Source organism: Arthrobacter sulfonylureivorans, assembly GCF_047607445.1.
In the GTDB taxonomy this organism is placed as follows: domain Bacteria; phylum Actinomycetota; class Actinomycetes; order Actinomycetales; family Micrococcaceae; genus Crystallibacter; species Crystallibacter sulfonylureivorans_A.
On the sequence record NZ_JBLKRT010000009.1, the window covers coordinates 99,943 to 121,892 of the forward strand.

The 21,950-nt window shown below is 67.9% G+C and carries 25 protein-coding genes; 17 read left to right on the forward strand and 8 right to left on the reverse strand.

Annotated elements, in window-relative coordinates:
• Window positions 1-38 precede the first annotated feature (38 nt).
• A complete protein-coding gene (locus ACMX2H_RS06400) occupies window positions 39-662 on the reverse strand; it encodes a 5-formyltetrahydrofolate cyclo-ligase (protein ID WP_414959707.1) in 624 nt (207 codons plus the stop codon).
• 67 nt (window positions 663-729) lie between these two features.
• Between ACMX2H_RS06400 and galU the strand changes: the two genes are divergently transcribed.
• From galU to ACMX2H_RS06420, 4 genes are all read left to right on the forward strand, one after another.
• Window positions 730-1,632, forward strand: a complete 903-nt coding sequence (galU, locus tag ACMX2H_RS06405; protein WP_414959708.1) for a UTP--glucose-1-phosphate uridylyltransferase GalU — start codon at window positions 730-732, stop codon at window positions 1,630-1,632.
• Window positions 1,633-1,660: 28 nt separating this feature from the next.
• A complete protein-coding gene (locus tag ACMX2H_RS06410; RefSeq protein ID WP_414959709.1) occupies window positions 1,661-2,296 on the forward strand; it encodes a GNAT family N-acetyltransferase in 636 nt (211 codons plus the stop codon).
• A gap of 103 nt (window positions 2,297-2,399) precedes the next feature.
• On the forward strand, window positions 2,400-3,362 hold the full coding sequence (locus ACMX2H_RS06415; protein WP_414959710.1) for a hypothetical protein: 963 nt from the start codon (window positions 2,400-2,402) through the stop codon (window positions 3,360-3,362).
• A gap of 113 nt (window positions 3,363-3,475) precedes the next feature.
• Window positions 3,476-4,684, forward strand: coding sequence for an aminoglycoside phosphotransferase family protein (locus ACMX2H_RS06420; protein WP_414959711.1), 1,209 nt, complete (start codon window positions 3,476-3,478; stop codon window positions 4,682-4,684).
• Window positions 4,685-4,690: 6 nt separating this feature from the next.
• Here ACMX2H_RS06420 and ACMX2H_RS06425 read toward each other — a convergent pair whose 3' ends face one another.
• From ACMX2H_RS06425 to ACMX2H_RS06445, 5 genes are all read right to left on the reverse strand, one after another.
• Window positions 4,691-5,359, reverse strand: a complete 669-nt coding sequence (locus ACMX2H_RS06425) for a response regulator transcription factor (RefSeq protein ID WP_414959712.1) — start codon at window positions 5,357-5,359, stop codon at window positions 4,691-4,693.
• A complete protein-coding gene (locus ACMX2H_RS06430; protein ID WP_414959713.1) occupies window positions 5,344-6,753 on the reverse strand; it encodes a sensor histidine kinase in 1,410 nt (469 codons plus the stop codon). The genes ACMX2H_RS06425 and ACMX2H_RS06430 overlap by 16 nt, the downstream gene beginning before the upstream one ends.
• A gap of 43 nt (window positions 6,754-6,796) precedes the next feature.
• Window positions 6,797-7,003, reverse strand: coding sequence for a hypothetical protein (locus ACMX2H_RS06435; protein WP_414959714.1), 207 nt, complete (start codon window positions 7,001-7,003; stop codon window positions 6,797-6,799).
• Window positions 6,996-7,349: a hypothetical protein gene (locus tag ACMX2H_RS06440; protein ID WP_414959715.1), complete on the reverse strand. Its 354-nt coding sequence runs from the start codon at window positions 7,347-7,349 to the stop codon at window positions 6,996-6,998. The genes ACMX2H_RS06435 and ACMX2H_RS06440 overlap by 8 nt, the downstream gene beginning before the upstream one ends.
• 145 nt (window positions 7,350-7,494) lie before the next feature.
• Window positions 7,495-9,237: a tetratricopeptide repeat protein gene (locus ACMX2H_RS06445; protein ID WP_414959716.1), complete on the reverse strand. Its 1,743-nt coding sequence runs from the start codon at window positions 9,235-9,237 to the stop codon at window positions 7,495-7,497.
• A 215-nt stretch (window positions 9,238-9,452) separates the two neighbouring features.
• Between ACMX2H_RS06445 and ACMX2H_RS06450 the strand changes: the two genes are divergently transcribed.
• The 11 genes from ACMX2H_RS06450 (at window position 9,453) to ACMX2H_RS06500 (ending at window position 18,092) form a co-directional block, all read left to right on the forward strand.
• A complete protein-coding gene (locus ACMX2H_RS06450) occupies window positions 9,453-10,109 on the forward strand; it encodes an ArsR/SmtB family transcription factor (protein WP_414959717.1) in 657 nt (218 codons plus the stop codon).
• The gene (locus ACMX2H_RS06455; RefSeq protein ID WP_414959718.1) at window positions 10,106-10,366 is read left to right on the forward strand and encodes a hypothetical protein; all 261 of its coding nucleotides are present in this window, start codon (window positions 10,106-10,108) and stop codon (window positions 10,364-10,366) included. The genes ACMX2H_RS06450 and ACMX2H_RS06455 overlap by 4 nt, the downstream gene beginning before the upstream one ends.
• A 55-nt stretch (window positions 10,367-10,421) precedes the next feature.
• A complete protein-coding gene (locus tag ACMX2H_RS06460; protein ID WP_414959719.1) occupies window positions 10,422-10,877 on the forward strand; it encodes an NUDIX hydrolase in 456 nt (151 codons plus the stop codon).
• Window positions 10,878-10,882: 5 nt separating this feature from the next.
• On the forward strand, window positions 10,883-11,014 hold the full coding sequence (locus tag ACMX2H_RS06465; protein ID WP_414959720.1) for a hypothetical protein: 132 nt from the start codon (window positions 10,883-10,885) through the stop codon (window positions 11,012-11,014).
• 48 nt (window positions 11,015-11,062) lie between these two features.
• Window positions 11,063-12,175, forward strand: coding sequence for a ribosome small subunit-dependent GTPase A (gene rsgA / locus ACMX2H_RS06470; RefSeq protein ID WP_414959721.1), 1,113 nt, complete (start codon window positions 11,063-11,065; stop codon window positions 12,173-12,175).
• Window positions 12,176-12,314: 139 nt separating this feature from the next.
• Complete coding sequence (locus ACMX2H_RS06475; RefSeq protein WP_414959732.1) at window positions 12,315-13,376, forward strand: ABC transporter ATP-binding protein; 1,062 nt, start codon at window positions 12,315-12,317, stop codon at window positions 13,374-13,376.
• On the forward strand, window positions 13,376-14,143 hold the full coding sequence (locus ACMX2H_RS06480; protein ID WP_414959722.1) for an ABC transporter permease: 768 nt from the start codon (window positions 13,376-13,378) through the stop codon (window positions 14,141-14,143). Before ACMX2H_RS06475 ends, ACMX2H_RS06480 begins: the two co-directional genes overlap by 1 nt.
• Window positions 14,140-14,859 (forward strand): ABC transporter permease, encoded by a 720-nt coding sequence (locus ACMX2H_RS06485; protein WP_414959723.1) that lies wholly within the window; start codon window positions 14,140-14,142, stop codon window positions 14,857-14,859. Before ACMX2H_RS06480 ends, ACMX2H_RS06485 begins: the two co-directional genes overlap by 4 nt.
• A 10-nt stretch (window positions 14,860-14,869) precedes the next feature.
• A complete protein-coding gene (locus ACMX2H_RS06490; RefSeq protein ID WP_414959724.1) occupies window positions 14,870-15,856 on the forward strand; it encodes an ABC transporter substrate-binding protein in 987 nt (328 codons plus the stop codon).
• A gap of 72 nt (window positions 15,857-15,928) precedes the next feature.
• Window positions 15,929-17,143, forward strand: coding sequence for a pyridoxal phosphate-dependent aminotransferase (locus ACMX2H_RS06495; RefSeq protein ID WP_414959725.1), 1,215 nt, complete (start codon window positions 15,929-15,931; stop codon window positions 17,141-17,143).
• An 88-nt stretch (window positions 17,144-17,231) separates the two neighbouring features.
• Window positions 17,232-18,092 carry a polyphosphate kinase 2 family protein gene (locus tag ACMX2H_RS06500; protein ID WP_414959726.1) on the forward strand — a complete coding sequence of 287 codons (861 nt, stop codon included), beginning with the start codon at window positions 17,232-17,234 and terminating at the stop codon, window positions 18,090-18,092.
• 148 nt (window positions 18,093-18,240) lie between these two features.
• Here ACMX2H_RS06500 and ACMX2H_RS06505 read toward each other — a convergent pair whose 3' ends face one another.
• Together ACMX2H_RS06505 and xseA are read right to left on the reverse strand one after the other, a co-directional pair.
• Window positions 18,241-18,525 (reverse strand): exodeoxyribonuclease VII small subunit, encoded by a 285-nt coding sequence (locus ACMX2H_RS06505; RefSeq protein WP_414959727.1) that lies wholly within the window; start codon window positions 18,523-18,525, stop codon window positions 18,241-18,243.
• A 59-nt stretch (window positions 18,526-18,584) separates the two neighbouring features.
• Window positions 18,585-19,841 carry an exodeoxyribonuclease VII large subunit gene (xseA, locus tag ACMX2H_RS06510; protein WP_414959728.1) on the reverse strand — a complete coding sequence of 419 codons (1,257 nt, stop codon included), beginning with the start codon at window positions 19,839-19,841 and terminating at the stop codon, window positions 18,585-18,587.
• A gap of 165 nt (window positions 19,842-20,006) precedes the next feature.
• On the opposite strand from xseA, the gene ACMX2H_RS06515 reads away from it, so the two are divergent.
• Together ACMX2H_RS06515 and ACMX2H_RS06520 are read left to right on the forward strand one after the other, a co-directional pair.
• Window positions 20,007-20,846, forward strand: coding sequence for a hypothetical protein (locus tag ACMX2H_RS06515; RefSeq protein ID WP_414959729.1), 840 nt, complete (start codon window positions 20,007-20,009; stop codon window positions 20,844-20,846).
• A 9-nt stretch (window positions 20,847-20,855) separates the two neighbouring features.
• Window positions 20,856-21,941, forward strand: coding sequence for a 4-hydroxy-3-methylbut-2-enyl diphosphate reductase (locus ACMX2H_RS06520; protein WP_136784782.1), 1,086 nt, complete (start codon window positions 20,856-20,858; stop codon window positions 21,939-21,941).
• Window positions 21,942-21,950: the final 9 nt, after the last annotated feature.

Below are 21,950 nucleotides of genomic sequence, written 5' to 3' on the forward strand. Positions count from 1 at the left end.
ACCCAAAAGCTGGCACTCACATGCTCCGAGTGCCAATTCTACACCCTCCGGCTGCCGAACCAGGTCCAGCCGTCGGGAGTCACCACGCCGTCCAGCGGAGCATCGAGTGCAGTGAACTCGAAGGTGCCGGCGGGCACGAGTTCGTCGGAGTAGAAGAGCCCCACAACCCTCGGGCGGTCGGCGCCGTCGGGCAGTGAGGCCAGGAAGCGGTCATAGTAGCCGCCGCCTTGGCCCATCCGGTTGCCATCGGTGTCTACGGCCAAGCCGGGAATCAGCAGCAGCGGAAGTCCGGCCATGATCTCCGGCCCAAAGCGCTCTCCCACCGGCTCGTCCACCCAGGCCCGGGGACTGCGTGCCAACTCCACGCCGGTGAACCAGCGGGCCCAGCTGAGCCGGTAGCCCGGTTCGCAGATGGGGACGACTACGTGGTAGCCGGCGTCTTCCAGGGCAGGCAGCAGCGTCCGGGTCGACGGCTCAGAACCGACGGAGAGGTACGCGGGAACGGTGGTGCCGGCCGGGATCTTCAGCTGCTGCAGGCCATCCAGCACCTGCTGCGCGAAGGCGCTTCCGGCCCGAAGCCGGTCCTCGGCCGGGCGCTCGGTGCGGCGGGTGCGGAAGAAAGCACGGGCCGTGTCCTTGTCCATGCGGGTCAGCTTCTCCATGGCCGCCATCTTAATTCCTTTCCCCGCAATCGGCTTGCCGAACAGCTTCGTTCGGTACTCTGAATCCATGACGTCTCACAGTGCGGTACGCAAAGCAGTCATTCCGGCCGCCGGCCTGGGAACCCGTTTCCTGCCAGCCACCAAGGCGATGCCCAAGGAGATGCTGCCCGTCGTGGACAAGCCGGCCATCCAGTACGTGGTCGAAGAAGCCGTCCGCGCCAACCTGAGCGACGTCATGGTGATCACCGGACGCAACAAGCGGCCGCTCGAGGACCACTTTGACCGGGTTCCCAATATCGAGCAGATCCTGGAAGAGAAGGGCGATCTGGAAAAGCTCGCCGCGGTTCGCGCTGCCTCGGAACTGGCGGACATCCACTATCTGCGCCAAGGCGACCCGCTGGGGCTCGGCCATGCCGTGCTGCGGTCGCGCCAGCATGTGGGCCACGAGCCGTTCGCCGTGCTCCTCGGCGACGACCTGATCGACGAACACGACAACCTGCTGACCCAGATGATCGAGGTCCAGCAGCAGACCGGCGGCTCCGTGGTCGCCCTGATGGAAGTGGACCCGGCGCAGATCAGTGCCTATGGCTGCGCCGACATCACCCCGGTGGGGGACGGCAGCTACGTTCGGATCAACGAACTGGTGGAAAAGCCCGCGCCCGGCGAAGCTCCGTCCAATCTGGCCGTAATCGGCCGCTATGTACTGCACCCGGCCGTCTTTGACGTGCTCGAGGAGACGAAGCCGGGCCGCGGCGGTGAAATCCAATTGACCGATGCCCTTGAAGTGCTGGCCGGCAGGGACGGCGACGGCGGAGGCGTCTATGGCGTGGTCTTCTCCGGACGCCGTTACGACACCGGCGACAAGCTGAGCTACCTCAAAGCAGTGGTGACAATAGCCTCCGAGCGGGAGGATATCGGCACGGAACTGCGGGGCTGGCTGAAAGAGTTCGTCGACGGTACCTGCGACTGAGCGCCGCTCGACCGCAAAAGATTTTCACATGGCTTATGGCGCGGCGATCTGGCCGGCGACACTGGAGTGCGGGGATTTGTCGCTGCGCCCCATCCGCTACCGGGACAGGCACGAGTGGATGGCGGTCCGGCGCCGCAATGCACGCTGGCTGGAGCCATGGGAGGCCTCGAACCCGGCTCCGGGCGGCTATCTGCCCGCGTTCTCCGAGATGGTCCGCTCCCTCAAGCACCAGGCGCGGATGGCCATGGCGCTGCCCTGGGTCATCACGGAGCTGCAGCCGGGAAGGCCCAAGCCGGCGCTGATCGGGCAGCTCACGGTCTCCGGCATCACCTGGGGGTCCGCGATGTCCGCGACCCTGGGTTACTGGGTGGATGAGGCATGCGCCGGACGCGGGATAGCGCCGACGGCGGTGGCCATGGCTACCGACCATTGTTTCCAGACGTTGGGGCTGCATCGGATGGAGATCAATATCCGGCCGGAGAACCGGGCCAGCCTCCGCGTGGTGGAGAAGCTCGGTTTCCGGGACGAGGGCCTGCGTCCGCGGTACCTGCATATCAACGGCGCGTGGGCGGACCATCGCAGCTTTGCGCTCACCGCCGAGGAAGTTCCGGGTGGCCTGCTGGCCCGCTGGCTGGAGCACGGGGACGTCGGGTTGACGCCATAAGGACGTGGGGCTGACACCATAAAGCAGCGCAGGGCGGAATCGTTATCCGACACACCGTGAAGAATGCCGCACCCGGCATGCTCAAGCTCATACGGTTTTGAGAGTGGACATTCAGAGCTCTGTGATCTTGGCGGTCATCGTCGGGCTGTGGTTTGTCTGGGTAGGACCGTACCTGTTCCGCGGAGGATTCCGGCCCGCGATGGCTGAACCGGCGGCGGGGCACGCAGCAGCACCACTAGTTTCAATACCCGCAACCGCCTCCAGCGGCAACCAGGGGATCATCATGGAATACAACGCACAGCCGGCACCGTCGACGTCGTCGTCCGTGCAGCAGCCCTCCCGGCAGTCCGCCGGGCAGCCCCAGTTCCGGATTCGCTACGGCCGGACCGCCTTGGCACTCACCGGAGTTGTGGCCTTGGTGGTCTTCGTTGCTGGCGGTGTCCTTGCCCTGGCTGGCGCTGCTTCGGGCCAGATTCCTGGCTTCGCGCTGCTGGCGGCCGTCGCCGTCGTCGTCATCCTGCGCTCACTGGCCATCCGCGACCGCAAAAACCGTGCCGCGGCGCGTGCCGACCGGGCGGCCCGCGCGGCATCGGCGTCGCAGGCCGCCGGCGTGAAGACGCCCGCCCGGCCCACCCAGCTGTTCGACGGGGCCGCCACCGACCAGCCGGCGTCGGAAACCGCACCAGCGGAACCTGCGCCGTTGACGGCCGCCGAACTGCGCGAGCGAGCGTTGAAGGTTGCCGCAGAGGCCGGCGATACGGTTGCGCCGGCCACGACGTCCGGGACGCCCTGGCAGCCCGTGGATGTACCCAAACCGACTTATGTGGCCGCCGCCAAGGCCAACCGTCCGGCGCCCGCTCCGCTGCCAGCCCCGGAAATCAAGAAACCGCAGGTCAAGACCTCGATCAAACAGACTGTAGCCCAGCGGACCGAAGAGGCTGCCGCACAGCGGAGCGCAGAGGCCGCCGGCCAGCACGCCGAGGCCACCCCGGCCGAGGCCTCCGGCCAGGCACCCGCAACCAACCGGTTGAACCTCGACGACGTGTTGCAGCGCCGCAGGGCCTGACCTGCCCCTGAAAGCGACCGCGGCCTGCCCAACCGGGCGGGCCGCAGTACTTTCTGGTCCGCCTTCCGTGCCCGTACCGAGCGGCGGAGGCCGCAATGGTGTGCAATGGAACCATGGAGTCACCACAACCGGACGTGATGGCGGCAGAGACCGCCGGGATCGACCTGCTGGAAAGCCCCGGGATGCGCGAGCCGCTGGAGCTGGCCGTCGCCACGCTCGGCGGCAGCGTCCAATCCTGGCAGTTGGCCAAACTGCAGCACCGCCCGGGGGCCGGCGCGACCGGCATCTACACCGTGCGGCTTCGGGGCAACGACGGCGGCGAGCGGACCGAGTACGTCTGCGTCACCACCGCCGCGGTGCCCGAATGCGGCCTGCCGCTGGTGCGCCTCGACGGCGGAGCCGTCCCGTTGACCGCCTGGCTATACCCGTCCGACCCGGTGCTGGTCGGCTTGCCGGCGGCCTGCGACCCTGCTGCAGTAGGCCGCAGTGTCTTCGGCGGCGGAGGAGCGGAGCTGCGGATGGTCAGCTACCGGCCGCTGCGCCGGGCCGTTCTGGAAGCGGAACAGGGCGGCCACAAGGTCTTTTTGAAGGTGCTGCGGCCGGACCGGGCGGTCCAGTTGCTCCGCCGGCACCATCTGTTGACCGACGCGGGCCTGCCGGCTCCGGTTGCCACCGCCGGCCCTGCGGACGGCGTAGTGGTGTTGACGGAGGCGACGGGAACTCCCTTGGCCCGGGCCATCATGAACGACGGCGCCGCGGCCCTGGCACCGGAAACCCTCCTCGACCTGCTGAAGTCCCTCCCGCCGGGCGTCGTGGAGCTCTCACGGCGTCCGGCGTGGGCCGAGCGCGCCGCCGACTACGCGAAGGCGGCGGCTGCGGTGCTTCCCGACGAGCAGGACCGGATTTTTGCCCTCGCCGGCCGGGTAGAAGAGCTGCTGGCCTCCACCGATGCCGGTCCGGTGGTCCCCACCCACGGGGACTTCTACGAAGCCAACCTGATGGTGGACGGCGGCCGGATCACCGGCCTGATGGACGTGGACTCGCTCGGGCCGGGCCATCTGGTGGACGACCTGGCCTGCTTCCTCGGGCATCTGGCCGTGCTGCCGGCGGTTCACGCCGGCTACGTGCACGTGCCGGCGGCCCTGGAACGTTTCGCCGCGGTCTTCGACACCGTGGTGGACCCGGCCGGGCTGCGCGGCCGGGCAGCCGGCGTGGCGCTGTCGCTGGTCGCCGGGGCCAAGACCGCCGGCGAGGGGCACGATTGGCAGCAGGACGCGCTGCAGCGGCTCGCCATCGCCGAGGGGCTGGCCGCGGAGGCCTGAGCCGGCCTAGGCGTCCGGCACCAGCCGATAGCCCATGCCCCGGACGGTAGCGAACTTCTCCGCCCCCAGCTTGTTGCGCAGATAGCGGACGTAGACGTCCACCACGTTGGATCCGGGATCGAAGTCATATCCCCAAACCCGGGAGAGCAGCTGTTCGCGGCTGAGGACCTGGCCCGGGTTGCGCAGGAACGCCTCGGCGAGGGCGAACTCCCGCGCGGAGAGATCCACCTCCCGGTCGCCCACGCTGGCCCGGCGGGTCCGCAGGTCCAGGCTCAGGGTGCCGCTGCTCAGGCTGGCCAGGTCAGCCGGCTGCGCCTCGGTCCGCAGCCGCAGCCGTACCCGGGCCAGCAGCTCTTCGAACCGGAACGGCTTGGACATGTAGTCGTTCGCGCCGTTCTCCAGCCCGGCGACCGTGTCATCCACCGAGCTGCGGGCGGTGAGGATGATGACCGGAGTGTCGTTCCGGCCCTCGCGCAGCCGCCGCAACACGGTGAAACCGTCCTGGTCCGGCAACCCCAGATCGAGGATGACCAGTTCGAAGTCTCCGGTCATGGCCAGTTGGTAGCCTTCCCGGCCCGTGCCGACCACGGTGGGCACATAGCCGGCCGCCTTCAACCCCTTGGCCACGAAGGAGCTAATCCTGTCCTCGTCCTCGATGATCAGAATCTGGCCCACGCTGTTAACTCCTTGTCCGCGGCCTCCTCCGGCCGCCCGGTGATCACGATGGTGAAGGTTGAGCCGGCGCCCGGGGCGGAGGCCAGTTCCACGGTGCCGCCGTGCGCTGCCGAAATGGCGCTGACGATGGTCAGGCCCAAGCCCGACCCTTCTGCCCGTGTCCCGTTGCTGCCCCGGGTGAAGCGGTCAAAGATCCGGCCTTGGTCCTCGGGAAGGATGCCGGTTCCTTCGTCCCGGACCCACAGCCGCAGTTCGTCGCCCCGCGCGGCCGATCCGATGGCCACGGTGGAACCGGGCTCGGAGAACTTGGCGGCGTTGGCCACCAGTTGGAGCCACGCCTGGGTGATCCGCCGGCTGTCGAGCGGCCAGCGGATTTCCGCGCGGGCATCGACCATCCACCGGCGCTCACCCAGGGCGCGTGCCTTGTCCAGGACGTCGTCCGTCAGCTGGCCGACTTCCACACCGGCCAGGCTGACGAAACCCGGGCGCTCTGCCTTGGCCAGCAGGACCAGATCGTCCACCAGCAGGCGCATCCGGTCCAACTCGTCCAGCGCGATTCCGCGAACGGAGTCCACATCGGCCGGGTCGTGCGAGTCCTGCAGCTCCAAGTGTCCCTGCAGGATGGTGATTGGGGTTCGCAGTTCGTGCCCGACGTCATCGAGCAGCTGTCGCTGCGCCGTCATCGACCCCTCCAAGCGGTCAAGCATGTCGTTAAAAGTGCGGGACAGTTCGGAGATGTCGTCGTTGCCGCTGACCGGAATCCGCTGGGTCAGGTCCGCGTCGGTGATCTGCTGTGCGGTTTCGCGCACCAGCCGGACCGGGGCGAGTAGCCGTCCGGCCAAAAGCCAGCCGACGCCGCCGATTAGTACCAACGAACCGAAACCGATCAGCGCGTAGGTAACGAAGATGTCTCCCAGTTGCCGCAGTTCGGCGTCATAGTCGTAAGCCAAAACAAATGTGCTCTGGGCCGGGTCCGACGACAACTGAACGGGCACGGTCACCACCCGGTAGGCGGTCAGCGGCGTCCGCACTGTCGCCAGCATGACCCGGTCGGACACGCCGGTCTGTGTGCCGAGGCGGGCCACCAGTTCGGCATCCTGCTCCAGCCGCAGCTGGACGGAGGGACTCGCGGTGTAGGTCACTTGCCCGTCGACCAGGCCGAGCATGCCTTCGTTGGTTGCCGGCAGGGTCCGTTGCATCGCGAGGAAGACCAGCCGGCTGGCTTGTGTGAAAGGTTCCCCCGTTTCCGGGTCGATGCCCGTTTCGGCCAGCGTCTTGAATTCGGTCACGCTGCGCTGCAGCGAATCGTCGATGCGCTGGACAATGTGTGCCCGCTGCAAGGCGAAGGCAACCGACCCGGCAACCAGCAGACCCAGCGCGGAGAGTGCGAGCACGGCGGCCAGTATCCGTACCCGGACCGAAAGCCCGCCGGGAGGACTATGCACGGCCGCCGGAATGGCCGGTGCCGGAAAGGGCGGAGCTGGAAGGCCCGGTGCCGGAATGGCCGGCGCTGGAATGCCCGGCGTCGGAATGCCCGCCTGCACAGCGGTCGGCACGCCCGCCGGACCAGCCGGCGTCGGCGTGGTGCCGGGGCCAGTCCCGCAGATTGGCCGGTGCAGCCGCACCGGCTCGGGTATCAGTCATCGTCGTCGCCGTCGTCATCCCCATCATCATCCCAAGAGTCATCGTCGTCATCGTAGTTCTGCGGTGGGGCGGGCTGGACCGGAACCGGCTGGCTCGCTTCTTCCGGCCGAGGTGCCGACGGAGACGGGGACGCCGTCGGGGTGGCGGCGGGTGACGGCGGTTCACTGGCTGCCGGGGCCGGACTTTTAGCCGGGGTGGGCGAGCCAGTCTGCGTGACGCTGATCGACGGGCCCAGATCTGTGGAGCCCGGATCGCGCAGCGCGGCTGCCAGCGCAGCACCGCCGACGCCCAGCCCGAGCAGCACGGCCAGTGTGACCAGAACGGTGCGGATGGCTATACGGGGCATGGCACCAGTATCCATGGCGCAGATGAGACAAAGATGAGAGCCTCGCCGAGGCCCCGGCAGTGCAACGCGGGCGGCAGCCGCACCCCGGTCCCGGGCGGCGCGGGGAGAAGGCTCTTCGGGGCGGGCCGGCTGGCAGTCCGATCGCTCAGTCGGTGCCGTCGGCCGCGGCGTCCGCGGCGCGACGGGCGATGTCCGCTTCCACCGTTCGGCCCAGGTCGTCGAGCGCAGAGGCCAGCCCCAGGTGGGCCGCGACCCGGAGCGTGCGGCCGACGTCGGGCTCTTGCAGCACCAGTTTAAACATCGGCACGGCGTCATCGGGGCGGCCCATCTCGGCCAGCACATGGGCGGCGAAGAGTTCGGAATTTCCGGCCGAGGCTGCGTCGTCCGCGGCCGAGTAGAGGTCGGCCGCGTGCAGCGCCGCCGAGACCGCCCCGGTGCCGTCCTCCAGCGCCCACAGTCCCCGGGCCCGCGTGTCGCTGTAGTCCGCCTCGTACCAGTGCGCCCCGTACTCGCGAGCCAGGCTGATCGCCTCGTCCAGGGCCGTCAGCCCGTCCGGGTTGCCGGCCTCGCACAACGCGTGGCCGAGTGCATGCAGCGCCTGCGGCAGCGCAGCGTCGTCGTCCTCGGCCTTGCGGGCGGCGGCCACGGCCGCCTCGAAGCAGACCAGCGCGTCCTTCTCCCGGTCCTCCCGGGAGAGCAGCGTGCCGGTCGCCAGCAGCGCGCGTGCCGACTCGCCGAATTCGCCGCCGCGGCTGAACTCGGCCACCGCGCGGCGCCAAGAGTCCAGCGCCTCGGCGGTGCGCCCGGCGTGCCGGTGGGCATGGCCCATGCTCATCAGGGCGCGGGCCACCTGCGGGTGCGGTGCCTTGGTCTGCTCCAGCCGCTGCAGCAGCTTGGACAGCACCTCGCCGGCAAGCTCATACTCTTCGGCCTCCAGCAATTGGTTGCCCAGCGCCAACCGCAGGGTCAGCTCTTCCTGGACTTCGCCGCGTTCAGCTTGGACCACCGCAGCCTGCCAGGCCAGCACGGAGTCGTCATAGTCGCCCATCCCGGCACACAGCCGCGCCAGCACCACGGCCGCGCTGATCGCGCCCTTCCGCACGCCGGCTGCAGCGTAGAGTTCCAGCGCGGTCAGCGCCTCCTCCAGCCCGGCCGCACCCTCGCCGCCGGCGGCATTGGCCTTCAGCAGCCACATGCTGGCGGTGGTGGCGCGGTTGCCCGGCAAGGCCAGCATCCGGTCGGCTGCCGCGGTGGCCCGTTCCGGCTGGTCGGCCTGCAGGTAAGTATTGGCCAGATACATCAGGGCACCGGACAAACTGTCGGTCCGGCCGGCGCGTTCATAGCCGGCCACCGCGTCCTCCAGCAGCGTGATCGCCCGCTTCGCCTCACCCCGCTGGGAACGGACGACGGCGATGGCCAGCTGCACGTCCGACGTCACCGACGCGGGGGAGTGGGAGGCCAGCAGGTGGGCCAGTTCGGCCTCCAGCAGCGGCAGGTCGTCCTCGCCCGCCTCGCGGAACAGGACGGTTCCCAGCCGTTCTCCCGCGGCCGCTTCCGCCGCCAGCCCGTGCCGCCGGAGCAGGGCAATCCGCGCTTGGAGATAATCGAGGGCCTTCTGCTGGTCTCCGGACAGCTGGTCGAGCGCAATCAGAACCGAATACAGGCCCAGCCGGACGTCCAGATCGGCATCGGTGGACCGGGCCAATCCGGCCTCTGCCAGTGCCCGGGCGCTGGCATGGTTCTCGGCGTAGGCCGCCTCGTACGCGCGGTCCAAACAGTCCCGGGCGGCTGCAGGGAACCGTGCCGGATCGGGGCCGGCGTTCTCCAGCACGGCACGCAATCGGTCGGCGATCAGGCCACGCGGCCTGGTGGCCGCGGACTCAGGCACGGCGGCCCCGCTTCCGCAGCGCTGCGCCGTGGAACCTTGTTGCCGCATTGCCCATGGTCTCAGTTCTAGCGGCCAACCGAGGTCGGCGCAATGCCCTGCTGAGTGCGTGCCAAGCCGTGGCGGTGATGGCCATCCGCGTACTCCGCCGATTATGCAAAAGATCCATTGCAAAGAAACGCTTGCAAAGAACTCTTTGCACCAGTAGGGTTGTCCTCATGGAACAGGACAGGAAGCAGCAGGCGGCCCCGGCCAGCGATCAGAGTGACCGCCGGGTGGATGTGGTGTCGCTGAAGGCTCTGGCCCACCCGCTCCGGATCCAACTGCTCAACGTGTTGTCCCAATACGGTCCGCACACCGCCAGCGGTCTGGCGGAACGCCTCGGGGAGTCCAGCGGGGCCACCAGTTACCACCTGCGCCAACTGGCCAAGCACGACTTCGTCCGCGAGGTCGAAGGCCGCGGAACAGCCCGCGAACGCTGGTGGCGGCGCACCCCTGGCAGCCTGACGATCAACGCCGGCGAGCTGGGCGACAGCCCGGCGACCAAAGAGGCCGCCCGCCTGGTCACCCGGGAATTCGAACGTAGCCGGGCGGACCTTCTGGCCGATTTCATGGCATACGGGAGTGACCTGGTGCCAGAGGAATGGCTGGAAGCGTCGGTGGTCAGCACCATCAATGTCCGGCTGACCCGGGAACAACTCGCCGATCTTGCCGAACAAGCCTCTGATTACGTCCGCAAACTGGCCGCACCGTATCTGGACCAGACTGCGGAGAGCACCGCCGGCAGCCGCCCGGTACAGCTCCATTTCAACGCTTTTCCGATCCTCGACGTCCGCTCTGACCGGACGCCCGCACAGACCGAGAGCCCATCATGACCACCTCCGTTCACTCCCAGCACTTCCGCCCGGCGTCGTCCCCCGGCTTCGACATCCGGACCTCCGCCTTTGAATCGTTCCTGATCCACTCCGGCCGTGCGCTGGTGATGGCCGGAGAGTACCGGGCGCGGCGCAAGGCCGCTCTGGCCCGGTTGACGCCGCCACGCCATGTTGCCCCCGCCATCCTGCTGCAGGCCCACGAAGCCCTGCGGACGGATGCCCAGGCGGCAGCGCAGAGCGGTATCCCCGCCGGCTAGCTGTACTTAGACAGCTAGCCGCTGCCCGGCAGCGCTGCGGCCCTAGACTGAAGGGGTGGAGTTCGATACCCGGGTCGCCGCCTACGGTGTGATCGTCGCCGATGGTGCCGTGCTGCTGGCGCGTTGGACCGGCGCTGGCTGGCCGCGTTGGACGCTGCCCGGCGGCGGTCTGGAATACGGCGAAGACGCCGCCACCGGGGCAGTCCGGGAGATCCGCGAGGAGACGGGCTATTCAGCCAAACTCCACGACCTGCTGGGCGTGGACAGCAAACACATCCCGGCCGAGAAGCGGCTGAACGGTCACCGTCCGCTGCATGCCTTCCGCGTCATTTACTCGGCCACGGTCATCGACGGCGAACTTAAAGACGAGGCTGACGGTTCCACCGATCTGGCCCGGTGGATCCCGCTCCACCGGGTCCCCTCGCTGGACCGCGTTGACCTGGTGGATCTGGGGCTGAAACTCCTTTTCCCGGACGGTGTGCCGGCAAGCCATTCCGCTCACGACCGCTGAGCGCTATGCTGGTCCGGTTGCCGGGCCGCACGGGTCTGCTGGGACTGATCAAGGAGGTGGGTGTGATGACTGTTATTGCCGCACATCCCGAAGCCATCTCCAGCCCAGCCTCCGACCGGCGCTCCAGCCGCGACTAGCCGCCGGAACATCCGGCCCGGGGGCCTCAAGTTTCCGAGGTAACCGTCGTGTCCGACCAACCCACACAGCATTCCCTACTGCACAGCTACGGCTACACCGACCGCATCGCCGCGCTGTTCAGGAACCAATTCCCCAACCCCCGACTCCGACCTGCCCGCGTGGTGCGCACCGATCGGGGGCGTGTCCTGCTGGCAGCCGACAGCGGTCTGCTGCACCTGACAACCGCAGGGCTGCCGCAGCCGCCGGCCACCGGCGACTGGGTGGCGTTCGACGCCGGCCGCCCGGCGTCCGCGGGCGGCCCGGCCATCGCCGGGCTGCTGCCGCGATTCTCCGTACTGTCCCGCAAACAGGCCTACGATCCGCTCTCAACCGCACAGATCCTGGCTGCCAACATGGACATCATTGGCGTAGTGGTGCCCTTCGACCGGCCGCTCTCGGCGAACCGGCTGGAACGGACACTGGTTGCCGTATGGGATTCGGGCGCCGCGCCGCTGGTCATCTTGACCAAGGCGGACCTCAGCGGCCAGCACGACGAGGTCGCCGCCCAGATCGTGGAACAGGCCGCCGGCGCCGAAGTCCTGGCCACCAGCGCGGAAACGGGCGATGGCATAGACGCCCTGGCCGGTCATCTGGGCGCGGGCCGGTCGATGGCCTTGCTCGGACCGTCCGGGGCAGGCAAATCCAGTCTGATCAACGCCCTGGTGGGCCGGGACGTGCAGGACGCCGGAGCAGTACGCGCCGGCGACGGCAAGGGCCGGCATACCACCACGGCGCGCGAACTCATTCCGCTGCCCAATGGAGCAGTGCTGATGGACACCCCCGGCATCCGGGGCTTCGCCCTCTGGGACGCCGAAGACGGGCTGGGGACGGTGTTCGGCGATATTGAAGAGCTCGCCGCCGATTGCCGGTTCAACGACTGCTTCCATGAGACCGAGCCCGGCTGCGCGGTCCGGCAGGCGCTCGCCGACGGCAGCCTGGAGCGGCGTCGCTGGGAGAGCTACCGGAAGATGGGACGGGAACTGGCCAACCTGCATCTGCGGCAAAACGTGGCGGAGCAGCGGCGGTCCGGCCGGCAGTTCGCCAAGCTGGCCAAGGCTGCCGCGCAAGCCAAGGACTACCGGGGCCGACGGGAACCACGTGCAGGCGGGCCGCGGAGGTGATTAGACTCAGAGCCAGCACTTCTGCGGGCCCGCCGGCCGCAGGATCTCCCACGGAAGGTTCAGCATGACCGAGCCCATACAGCCGACTGCCCTTCCGACTGACCGGTCGGCCGGAGTCGCCACGGATGGGGCGCGCCCGATGGTCGAGTTCCGTAACGTCACGAAGACCTACGCGGGACAACCGGCCGTCCAGGACCTGACCCTGGACATTGAACGCGGTTCGATCACCGTTTTCGTGGGACCCTCGGGCTGTGGCAAAACCACCTCGCTCCGGATGATCAACCGGATGGTGGAGCCCACCGCGGGGTCCGTGCTGGTGGACGGCCAGGATGTTTCCGCCCAACCCGCCGCAGCCCTGCGCCGCTCCATGGGCTACGTCATGCAGTCGGCCGGGCTGCTGCCGCACCGCACTGTCCTGGACAACGTGGCCACGGTCCCGCGGCTCAACGGCGTGCGCCGCGCTGCGGCCCGGAAGCGCGCCGAAGAACTGCTCGACGTCGTCGGGCTGGCGCCGGAGCTGGGCAGCCGCTATCCGGTCCAGCTCTCCGGCGGCCAGCAGCAACGTGTCGGGGTGGCCCGGGCGCTCGCGGCTGATCCGCCGATCCTGCTGATGGACGAGCCGTTCAGCGCGGTGGATCCGGTGGTCCGCGCCGAACTGCAGCAGGAATTGCTGCGGCTGCAACAGCACCTGGCCAAAACCATCGTGTTCGTCACCCACGACATCGACGAAGCGACCATCCTCGGTGACAAGCTGGCTGTCTTCGCCACCGGCGGGCGCCTGGCGCAGTACGGCACGCCGGAGGAAGTCCTGCGGGCACCGGTGGACGAGTTCGTGGCCGGCTTCGTCGGCCGGGACCGCGGCTTCCGCTCGTTGTCTTTCAACAGCGCGGCCGGCCTGGCCCTGCTGCCCGCCACCACCGCAACCGCAGACCGGATTGCGCAAGCGCCCCGGGAGGGCTGGCTGTTGCTGACCAACGACGGCGGCGGACCGGCGGGGTGGCTGCCTCCGGGAGAGCGAGACCCGGCAAAGGCACTGATTGGGGGATCGCTGTTCACGCCCGGCTCCAGCCTGCGGCAGGCATTGGATGCGGCGCTGTCCTCGCCCTCCGGGGCCGGGGTCGCCGTCGATGCCGCAGGCCGCGTTGCCGGACTGATCGACCCCGCCGCCGTGCTGCAGCGGTTGCAGGCGGACGGCAGCTGATGGACTGGTTCCTGGCCAACTTTCCCTATGTGATGGAGCTGAGCGGGCTCCATTTGTTCCAGGCTGTGCTTCCGCTGGTGCTCGGGCTGGTGGCGTCGCTGCCGCTGGGCTACCTGGCCTGGCGGATCCACGCCGTCCGCGGACTGATCTTGTCCCTGTCGTCGGTGCTGTACACCATTCCCTCACTGGCCCTGTTCGTGATCCTGCCGGTGATCTTGGGCACCGGCATCCTGGAAATGTCCAACCTCATCGTCGCGCTGACCGTGTACACGGTTGCGCTGCTGGTCCGCGCGGTGGTCGATGCGCTGGAATCGGTGGACGACGGCGTCCGGCAAGCCGCGTCGGCAATGGGCTACCGGCCGGTGCGCCGCTTCTTCCATGTGGATTTGCCGCTGTGCATTCCGGTGCTGGTTGCCGGCCTGCGGGTGGTGTCGGTGAGCAACATATCGGTGGCCAGCGTGGGCGCGCTGATCGGTGTCCCGAACCTCGGGTTCCTGTTCACTGACGGACTGCTGCGCAACTTCATGACCGAAATCTTGGTCGGAATTTTCATGACCCTGGTGCTCGCGGCGCTGATGGATGCGTTCCTGGTGGTGCTGGAGCGGGTACTCACACCGTGGCTGCGCCGGCGCAGGGCTGACGGCGGATCCGCTGCGCTCCCCGGCGCCGGACCCGGCGGCGAGTCGGAATCGGGGGACGGCCCAGCGGCGCAGGAAAGCGGCCCGGAACAGCGGCCCGATGCTGCACAGGCGGCGGTGCGCGGATGAATCTCTTCGAACAGACAGCAGCATGGTTCGCCGATCCGGCCAATTGGACTGGACCGGCCGGCATCCCGGCCAGGCTGGCCGAGCACCTGTTCTACAGCGGCCTGACCCTGGTGATTGCGGCGGCCATCGCCGTGCCGCTGGGATTGTTCGTCGGCCACACCGGGAAGGGCCGCGTCGCCGTCGTCGGGCTGGCCAGCGGGCTCCGGGCCTTGCCAACACTGGGGCTGCTGACGCTGTTCGTCATCCTGATGGGCCTGGGCCTCATGCCCCCGATCTACGCGCTGGTGATCCTGGCCATCCCGCCGCTGCTGGCGGGCACCTACTCCGGGATAGCCGCCGTCGACCGTCCGCTGGTGGACGCCGCGCGGGCGATGGGCATGACCGAATGGCAGGTTCTGTTCCGCGCCGAAGTGCCCAATGCGCTGCCGGTGCTGCTGGGCGGGGTAAGAGCCGCCGTGCTGCAGGTCATCGCCACGGTCTCGGTGGTCGCCTATATCAATCTCGGCGGTCTCGGCCGCTATCTGATCGACGGGCTTGCCGTCCGCGACCCGGTACGGCTGTTTGCCGGCGCGCTGCTGATCGCGGCGCTGGCGCTGGTCGCCGACGCCGTGTTGGCCGTGGTGCAGAAAGCTGCAGTATCGCCTGGCGTGCGCGGCGCCGCCTCCGGGCCAAAAGGCAGGACAAGTAAGGTTAGGGCAGCCAGTGCCGGCACATGAGGAGACAAGCATGAATAACCACCCCCGGATCAATGCACACAACCAGGGCGGCAAGAACAGGCCCCAGACTGCACGGCGGAGCGTGCTCGCCGCCGGAACGGCGGCGCTGGCGCTGGTTTTGGCCGCCTGCGGCGGCGGTTCCAACCCGCTGGAGGAAGGGACGCCGGGATCGGAGGCGAGCTCGGGTGGATCCCTGGTGATCGGTTCCAGCGGCGGCACGGAAAGCCAGATTATTGCCGAGCTCTACGCCGGTGCACTGACCGCCGCCGGCTTTGACGTCAGCACGAAGCCCGGCATTGGCTCCCGGGAGGTCTACGTGAAGGCCGTCGAGGAAGGGTCCGTGGACGTGATCCCGGATTACAGCGGAAACCTGCTGCTGTTCCTGGACACCGGCGCGACGGCGGCCTCCGCGAAGGATGTCATGGCGGCGCTGCCGGCCGCCCTGCCCGAGGGGCTCAGCGTGCTGGAGCCGGCTGCGGCGGAGAGCAAGGACGCCATGGTAGTGACCAAGGCAACGGCGGAGAAGCACAAGCTGACCTCGATCGAGGACATGGCCCCGGTCTGTGGCGAACTGGTGATCGGCGCCAACCCGGAGTTTGCCGAGCGTGAATACGGCTTGCCGGGACTGAAAGCGAACTACAACTGCGTACCCAAGTCCTTTGAACCGATCAACGACTACGGCGGACCGACGACGCTGAATGCGCTGATCACCGACAAGATCCAGGTGGCCGATATCTACACCACCACCCCATCCATCGAGGACAACGACTTGGTGGTGCTTGAGGACCCGAAGAACAATTTCATCGCGCAGCAGGTGCTGCCGCTGGTCCGCACCGATTCCGTGGATGACGCGGCTGCCAAAGTGCTCAACGAAGTCTCGGCGGCATTGACCACCGAGGACCTGATCGACCTCAACCGGCAGGTCAGCGGCGATGAGAAGCGCAACCCGTCCGACGCGGCCGCCGATTGGCTGTCCAAGAAGGGCTTGACCGACTAGCGCTTTGCGCAGCGTGACGAACGCGCCGCTCCGGTCGCCGGAGCGGCGCGTTCCGTGTGCGAAGATTTCTGGATGGCCGAGTTCAAGCAGTCCAACAAGCTCCACAACGTCCTCTACGACATCCGCGGCCCGTTGCTCGAGCACGCACAGCGGATGGAGTCCGAGGGCCAACGCATCCTCAAACTGAACATCGGAAACCCAGCGCCGTTCGGTTTCGAAGCGCCGGACGCGATTCTGGTGGACGTGATCCGCAATTTGCCCACCGCGCAGGGCTATAGCGATTCGCGCGGCATCTTCTCCGCCAGGACCGCCGTGTCGCAGTACTACCAGACGCGCGGCATCCAGGAGATCGGCGTGGACGACGTCTACCTGGGCAACGGCGTCAGCGAGCTGATCACCATGAGCCTGCAGGCCCTGCTGAACAACGGCGACGAGGTGCTCATCCCGGCGCCGGACTATCCGCTCTGGACCGCCTCGGTATCGCTGGCCGGGGGCCATCCGGTGCACTATCTCTGTGTCGAGGAAGAGGGCTGGCTGCCCGACTTGGAAGACATGGAACGGAAGATCACCCCCAACACCAAGGGGATCGTGATCATCAACCCGAACAACCCCACGGGTGCCGTCTACCCGAGGCACATCCTCGAGGGCATGCTGGAACTGGCGCGCAAGCACAACCTGGTGGTGTTTTCGGATGAGATTTACGAGAAGATCCTGTACGAAGATGCCGAGCATGTGAACACCGCGCTGCTGGCCGACGACGTCTTGGTCCTGACCTTCAGCGGACTGTCCAAGGCCTACCGGGTGTGCGGCTTCCGCAGCGGCTGGATGGCCATCTCCGGGCCCAAGCATCTGGCCGCGGACTACATCGAGGGCATCAACCTGCTCACGAACATGCGGCTGTGTGCGAATGTTCCGGCGCAGCACGCGATCCAGACCGCCTTGGGCGGACACCAAAGCATCAACGACCTGATCCTGCCGGGCGGCAGGCTGCTGGAACAGCGGAACAAGGCCTACGAGCTGCTTAACGCCATTCCCGGTGTCAGCACCCAGCAGGCCAAGGGAGCGCTTTACCTGTTCCCGAAACTGGACCCGGAAGTCTATCCGATCAAGGACGACGAGCAGTTCGCGTTGGACCTGCTCAAGCAGCAGAAGATCCTGATCTCGCACGGCCGGGCGTTCAACTGGACCCGGCCGGACCACTTCCGCCTGGTTACCTTGCCGAATGTGGACGTCTTGACCGAAGCTGTCGGACGGATCGAGGAGTTCCTGGCCGGATACCGCCAATAGTCGGCGGACCCGCCGTAGCCGCGCCGCCCACGCTTGGGTAGGCTTTCCCCACCGCGCCCCAGCGGGGCATGCCGAACGGAGGACGAGGGTGGAAGAGACTGCTGTGCCGGAGTTTACCCGGAGTCCGTCGGAGCTTCTGCGGGTAGGACCCGGCTTTGACCTGGCCGCAGTGGACACCGGCAGCACACCGGGGTTTGCCGGCGGGAAGGCCGAGGGCAAAAGACTGCTCGCAGCCTCCGACCGCCGCCTCTCCGAACTGCAGGAACGGCTCTTCGCGCAGAGCCGCGGAGGGGCACGCGACGCGGTCCTGCTGGTGCTGCAAGGCATGGACACGTCCGGCAAAGGCGGGATCGTGCGGCACGTGGTCGGAGCGGCCGACCCGCAGGGCGTGTCCCACCACGCGTTCAAGGCCCCGACGCCGGAAGAGTTGGAGCACGATTTTCTCTGGCGGGTGGAGCGGGAGTTGCCCGGGCCGGGCCTGATCGGGGTCTTCGACCGGTCGCACTACGAAGACGTGCTCATCCACCGAGTGCACGGGCTTTCGTCCAAGGACGTGGTGGAAGCCCGCTATGGCCAGATCAACGACTTCGAGTCATCGCTGGCGGGCAGAGGCATCCGGCTGGTCAAAGTCATGCTGCACCTGGGCAAGGCCGAACAGGGCAAACGCTTGCTAGAGCGGCTGAACCGGCCGGACAAATATTGGAAGTACGACCCGGGCGATGTAGACGAACGCCGCCTCTGGGACAAGTACCAACAGGCCTATCAGGTGATGCTGGACCGGACCAGCACCCCGGACGCGCCGTGGTTCGTCGTGCCCGCGGACAACAAGTGGTACGCCCGGATTGCCGTGCAGGAGCTGCTGCTGCAGGCGTTGGAAGCCATCGACCCGCAGTGGCCAGCGGCCCACTTCGACGTCGCCGAGGAAAAGGCCCGGCTCGCGGACTCGTAGCAGTGGCCTGAACCGCGGTCACCATCAAGGCAACCTCCGCTCCGTGGCGTCCGTGGACCTCCCGCCGCGCCGTGGCGGAGCTTGTCGGACCTTCCTGCCTGCGGCAAACCCTCCCCGGGCGCACCCGGGGTGCCGGGCGCCGGCCGGTCTAGAGCGGGGAAACCGGGGAAACCGGAGTACCCGCACTGCCCGGACTGACCGGCGACTGCTCGGCGTTGGTCGCACTGCGGGCGGCGTCCAACCTTTGCCGCGCGCCTTCCAGCCAGGCTTCGCAGCGGGTCGCCAGCGCTTCGCCGCGTTCCCACAGTGCCAGCGACTGCTCAAGGCTGGCGCCGCCGGCTTCCAACTGGCTGACCACTGCTACCAGCTCTTCGCGCGCCTGTTCATAGGACAAGGACGCGACATCGGCCGGCACTGCTGGCTGCTCTGTCATCGGGTTCTCGCTTTCGCTGCAGGTCAATTCGTTGGCTTCTGTGGGGTTTGGGTGCGATGTCAGGGGAGTGTCTCGGCGGCGACCTCGCCGACCGCGAGGCGAAGGCGCAGGCGCGTTCCGGCCGGAGCGTCGGCCGCATCGCGCAGCACGTGGCCATCAGGCAACTGGGCCACGGCATAGCCGCGATCCAGTGTGTTCTGAGGCGAAAGCGCCCGCACCTGCGCTTTGAGGTGCGCAATCCGGTCGGTATCCCGGTGCACGGCCGAAGAGACCGCTTGCCGGGCCCGAGAAGCGAGCCGGTGGATGTCGTCCGTGCGGACCTCCACCATGCCGGCAGGATTGGCCATCACCGGACGGCTCCGCAAGGTGGCCAGCCGCTCCGTTTCGCGGTGGACCAGTTGCTCCACCCGCCGAGCCAGCATGGCGCGGGCCTGTCCGATCCGGTGCAGTTCCTCGCTGACCTCCGGGACTATGCGCTTGGCAGCATCAGTGGGTGTCGAGGCGCGCAGGTCCGCGACGTCGTCGAGCAGCGGACGGTCTGCTTCGTGCCCGATGGCGCTGACAATCGGCGTGGCCGCCGCGGCCACCGCGCGCACCAGGTCTTCGTTGCTGAACGGCAGCAGATCCTCCAGGGATCCGCCTCCGCGCGCGATGACAATGACGTCCACGTCCTGGCGGGCGTCGAGCTCCGCGAGGGCCCGCATCACCTGGGCGACCGCGTTCACGCCCTGAACGGCAACCTCGCGCACCTCGAATTCGACGGCCGGCCAGCGCAGCGAGGCATTCCGGATGACGTCCTTCATGGCGTCTGAATCCCGGCCGGTGATCAAGCCGATGCGGTGCGGCAGCAGCGGCAGCCGCTGCTTGCGCGACGGGTCGAACAGCCCTTCGGCGGCCAGCGCGCGGCGCAGCCGCTCCAGCCTCACCAGCAAGTCTCCAAGCCCCACCGGCCTGATATCGCGGGTCTGCATGGTCAGCCGCCCGGTCTTGACGTAAAGGTCCGGCTTGATCTGCGCTACCACCCGGGACCCCGGCTCCAGCGGCATCTCCAGGCGTGCCATCACGCTGCCCCAGACCACCAGGCTGAAGGATGCCTCGGCGTCGGTGTCCCGCAGGGTCAAGTAGGTTGTTGAGTTCCGGCGGTTGAGCTCAATGACCTGACCCTCAACCCAGGTGGGCGGGACGCGGTCGATGTGCATCTTGAGCTTCTGGGACAGCATCCGCAGCGGCCAGGGGTTCTCCGCCGTGGTTTGGTTGGCAGTCGAGGGCAGGGTCGATTTGCCGGTGTCCGCGCCTTGGACCCCGCCTGACTCCATGGATTGCCCCCTCCGGCAGTGTGCTTCCGTGTGCTTACGGCGGCTGCCGAAGACTCTACCTTCTTACCAGCTATCCCTGTCATTCGGATTCTCTGTTGTACTGGGTGTACATAACGCAGGGCTCGCGGGGCACTGCCGAACCGGAAGACGAGGACGGAGGTAGCAGTGCGCGCGTTACTGGCCACGCTGAGCGGGCTCCTGGCGGTGCTCCTCGCAGGCGCCGCACTGTGCGGAGCCTGGGCCAACCAGCGCGTGTTCGACCGTGACGGTTTCGTTTCGCTGGCTGCACCGCTAGGCGGCGATGCCGAGTTCCGTACGGCGCTGGCCTCCGCAGTCACGGAAGAAGTTTCCGGAAGTGCCGACCTGCCGGCAGGCCTGCAGCAACTGGTGCTCCCCATCGTTGAGCGGACCGCCGGGGCTGTCACCGAGCTGGACGGTTTTCCGCAGGCGCTGAATGAGGCCTTGGCCAACTCGCACACCCTCACGCTGTCCGGCAAGACGGGGTCGGAAGCGGGGATCACCTTGGATATTGCCCCCATCGTGGACCTGGCGGTTACGCGGGTAGCGGAAGCGCTCGGCACCAATCTTCCGGTCCCGGAGCGCGTGCTGGTCCCTGTGGGCTCCGCCCAGACCGCGAGCCAGCTGGCCTTCTGGCAGGACCTGGCGGCGCAGTGGTGGCTAGCCGCGCTGCTGGCGGGCGGCGCCCTGGCGCTGATGCTGCTGGCCGCCCGCCGACGGACCACCGCACTGGCCTGGGCCGGGGTTGGCGCGGCTGCACTGGGTGGGCTCCTCTGGCTGGCAGCCGTGCAGGTGCCGCCCTTCGCCGAGGGCGCAGGCCGCAGCGAACTTGCCGCCGCCTTCGTGGGGAGGCTGGCCGCGATGGCCGTGGCTGATTTCCGCCCGTGGGCTGCCGTTTTTGCCGGGGTTGGACTGGTAGTTGCCGTGGCCGGATTCACCCTGCGGGCGTTGCTGGGAGGGGACCGGCGGCAGAAGGCCACCGGCTAGCATAGAGGCATGGCCAGTACTGCAGTTTCCCTTTCCATGCCTACCGTTCCCCGCAAGCGCCGCACTCCTGACGAAGTTGCAGCAGCCGTGCCCGTGGACGGCGACAAGAAGGTGCTGTTGGCAGCCCCCCGCGGATACTGCGCCGGCGTGGACCGTGCGGTGATCGCGGTCGAAAAGGCACTGGAACACTACGGTCCGCCGGTCTATGTGCGCAAGCAGATCGTCCACAACGTGCATGTCGTCTCCACGTTGGAGGAGCAGGGCGCCATTTTCGTTGAAGAGACGGACGAGGTTCCGGAGGGGGCGTTGGTTGTCTTCTCCGCACACGGAGTGAGCCCGGCCGTGGTGCAGTCTGCTGCCGACCGGCAGTTGCGCACCATTGACGCCACCTGCCCGTTGGTCACCAAGGTGCACCGGGAAGCGGTGCGCTTTGCCCGCGACGGCAACGAGATCCTCCTGATTGGTCACGAGGGGCACGAAGAAGTCGAGGGAACCTACGGCGAAGCCCCGGACCACACCACGATCGTCAACAACCCGGACGAGGCGCGGACCGTGGAGGTGCGCGACCCGAACAAGCTGATCTGGCTCTCGCAGACGACGCTCTCCGTCGACGAGACACTGGAAATCGTCTCGATCCTGCGCGAACGCTTCCCGGCCCTGCAGGATCCGCCCAGCGACGACATCTGCTACGCCACCTCCAACCGCCAGGCGGCGATCAAGAAGATCGCTCCGCAGTCAGACTTGGTGATTGTGGTTGGCTCCGCGAACTCTTCCAACTCCGTCCGGCTGGTCGAGGTCGCCTTGGAATACGGCGCCAAAGCGGCCTACCGGGTGGACTTCGCGAACCAGGTGGATGAGTCCTGGTTCGAAGGTGTGGCGAGCGTCGGCGTGACCTCGGGCGCCTCCGTGCCCGAGGTGCTGGTGCGCGAAGTCTTGAGCCTGTTGGCCGACTACGGCTACGGCGAGGTGGAGGAAGTCGTTACCGCCCAGGAGGACATCCTGTTCTCGCTGCCCAAGGAACTGCGGGCCACGCTCAAGGAACGCGGCGATGACACGCGCGGGCTCGGCGGCAGGGTAGCCCGCCCGACAAGCTAAGACCGGCCC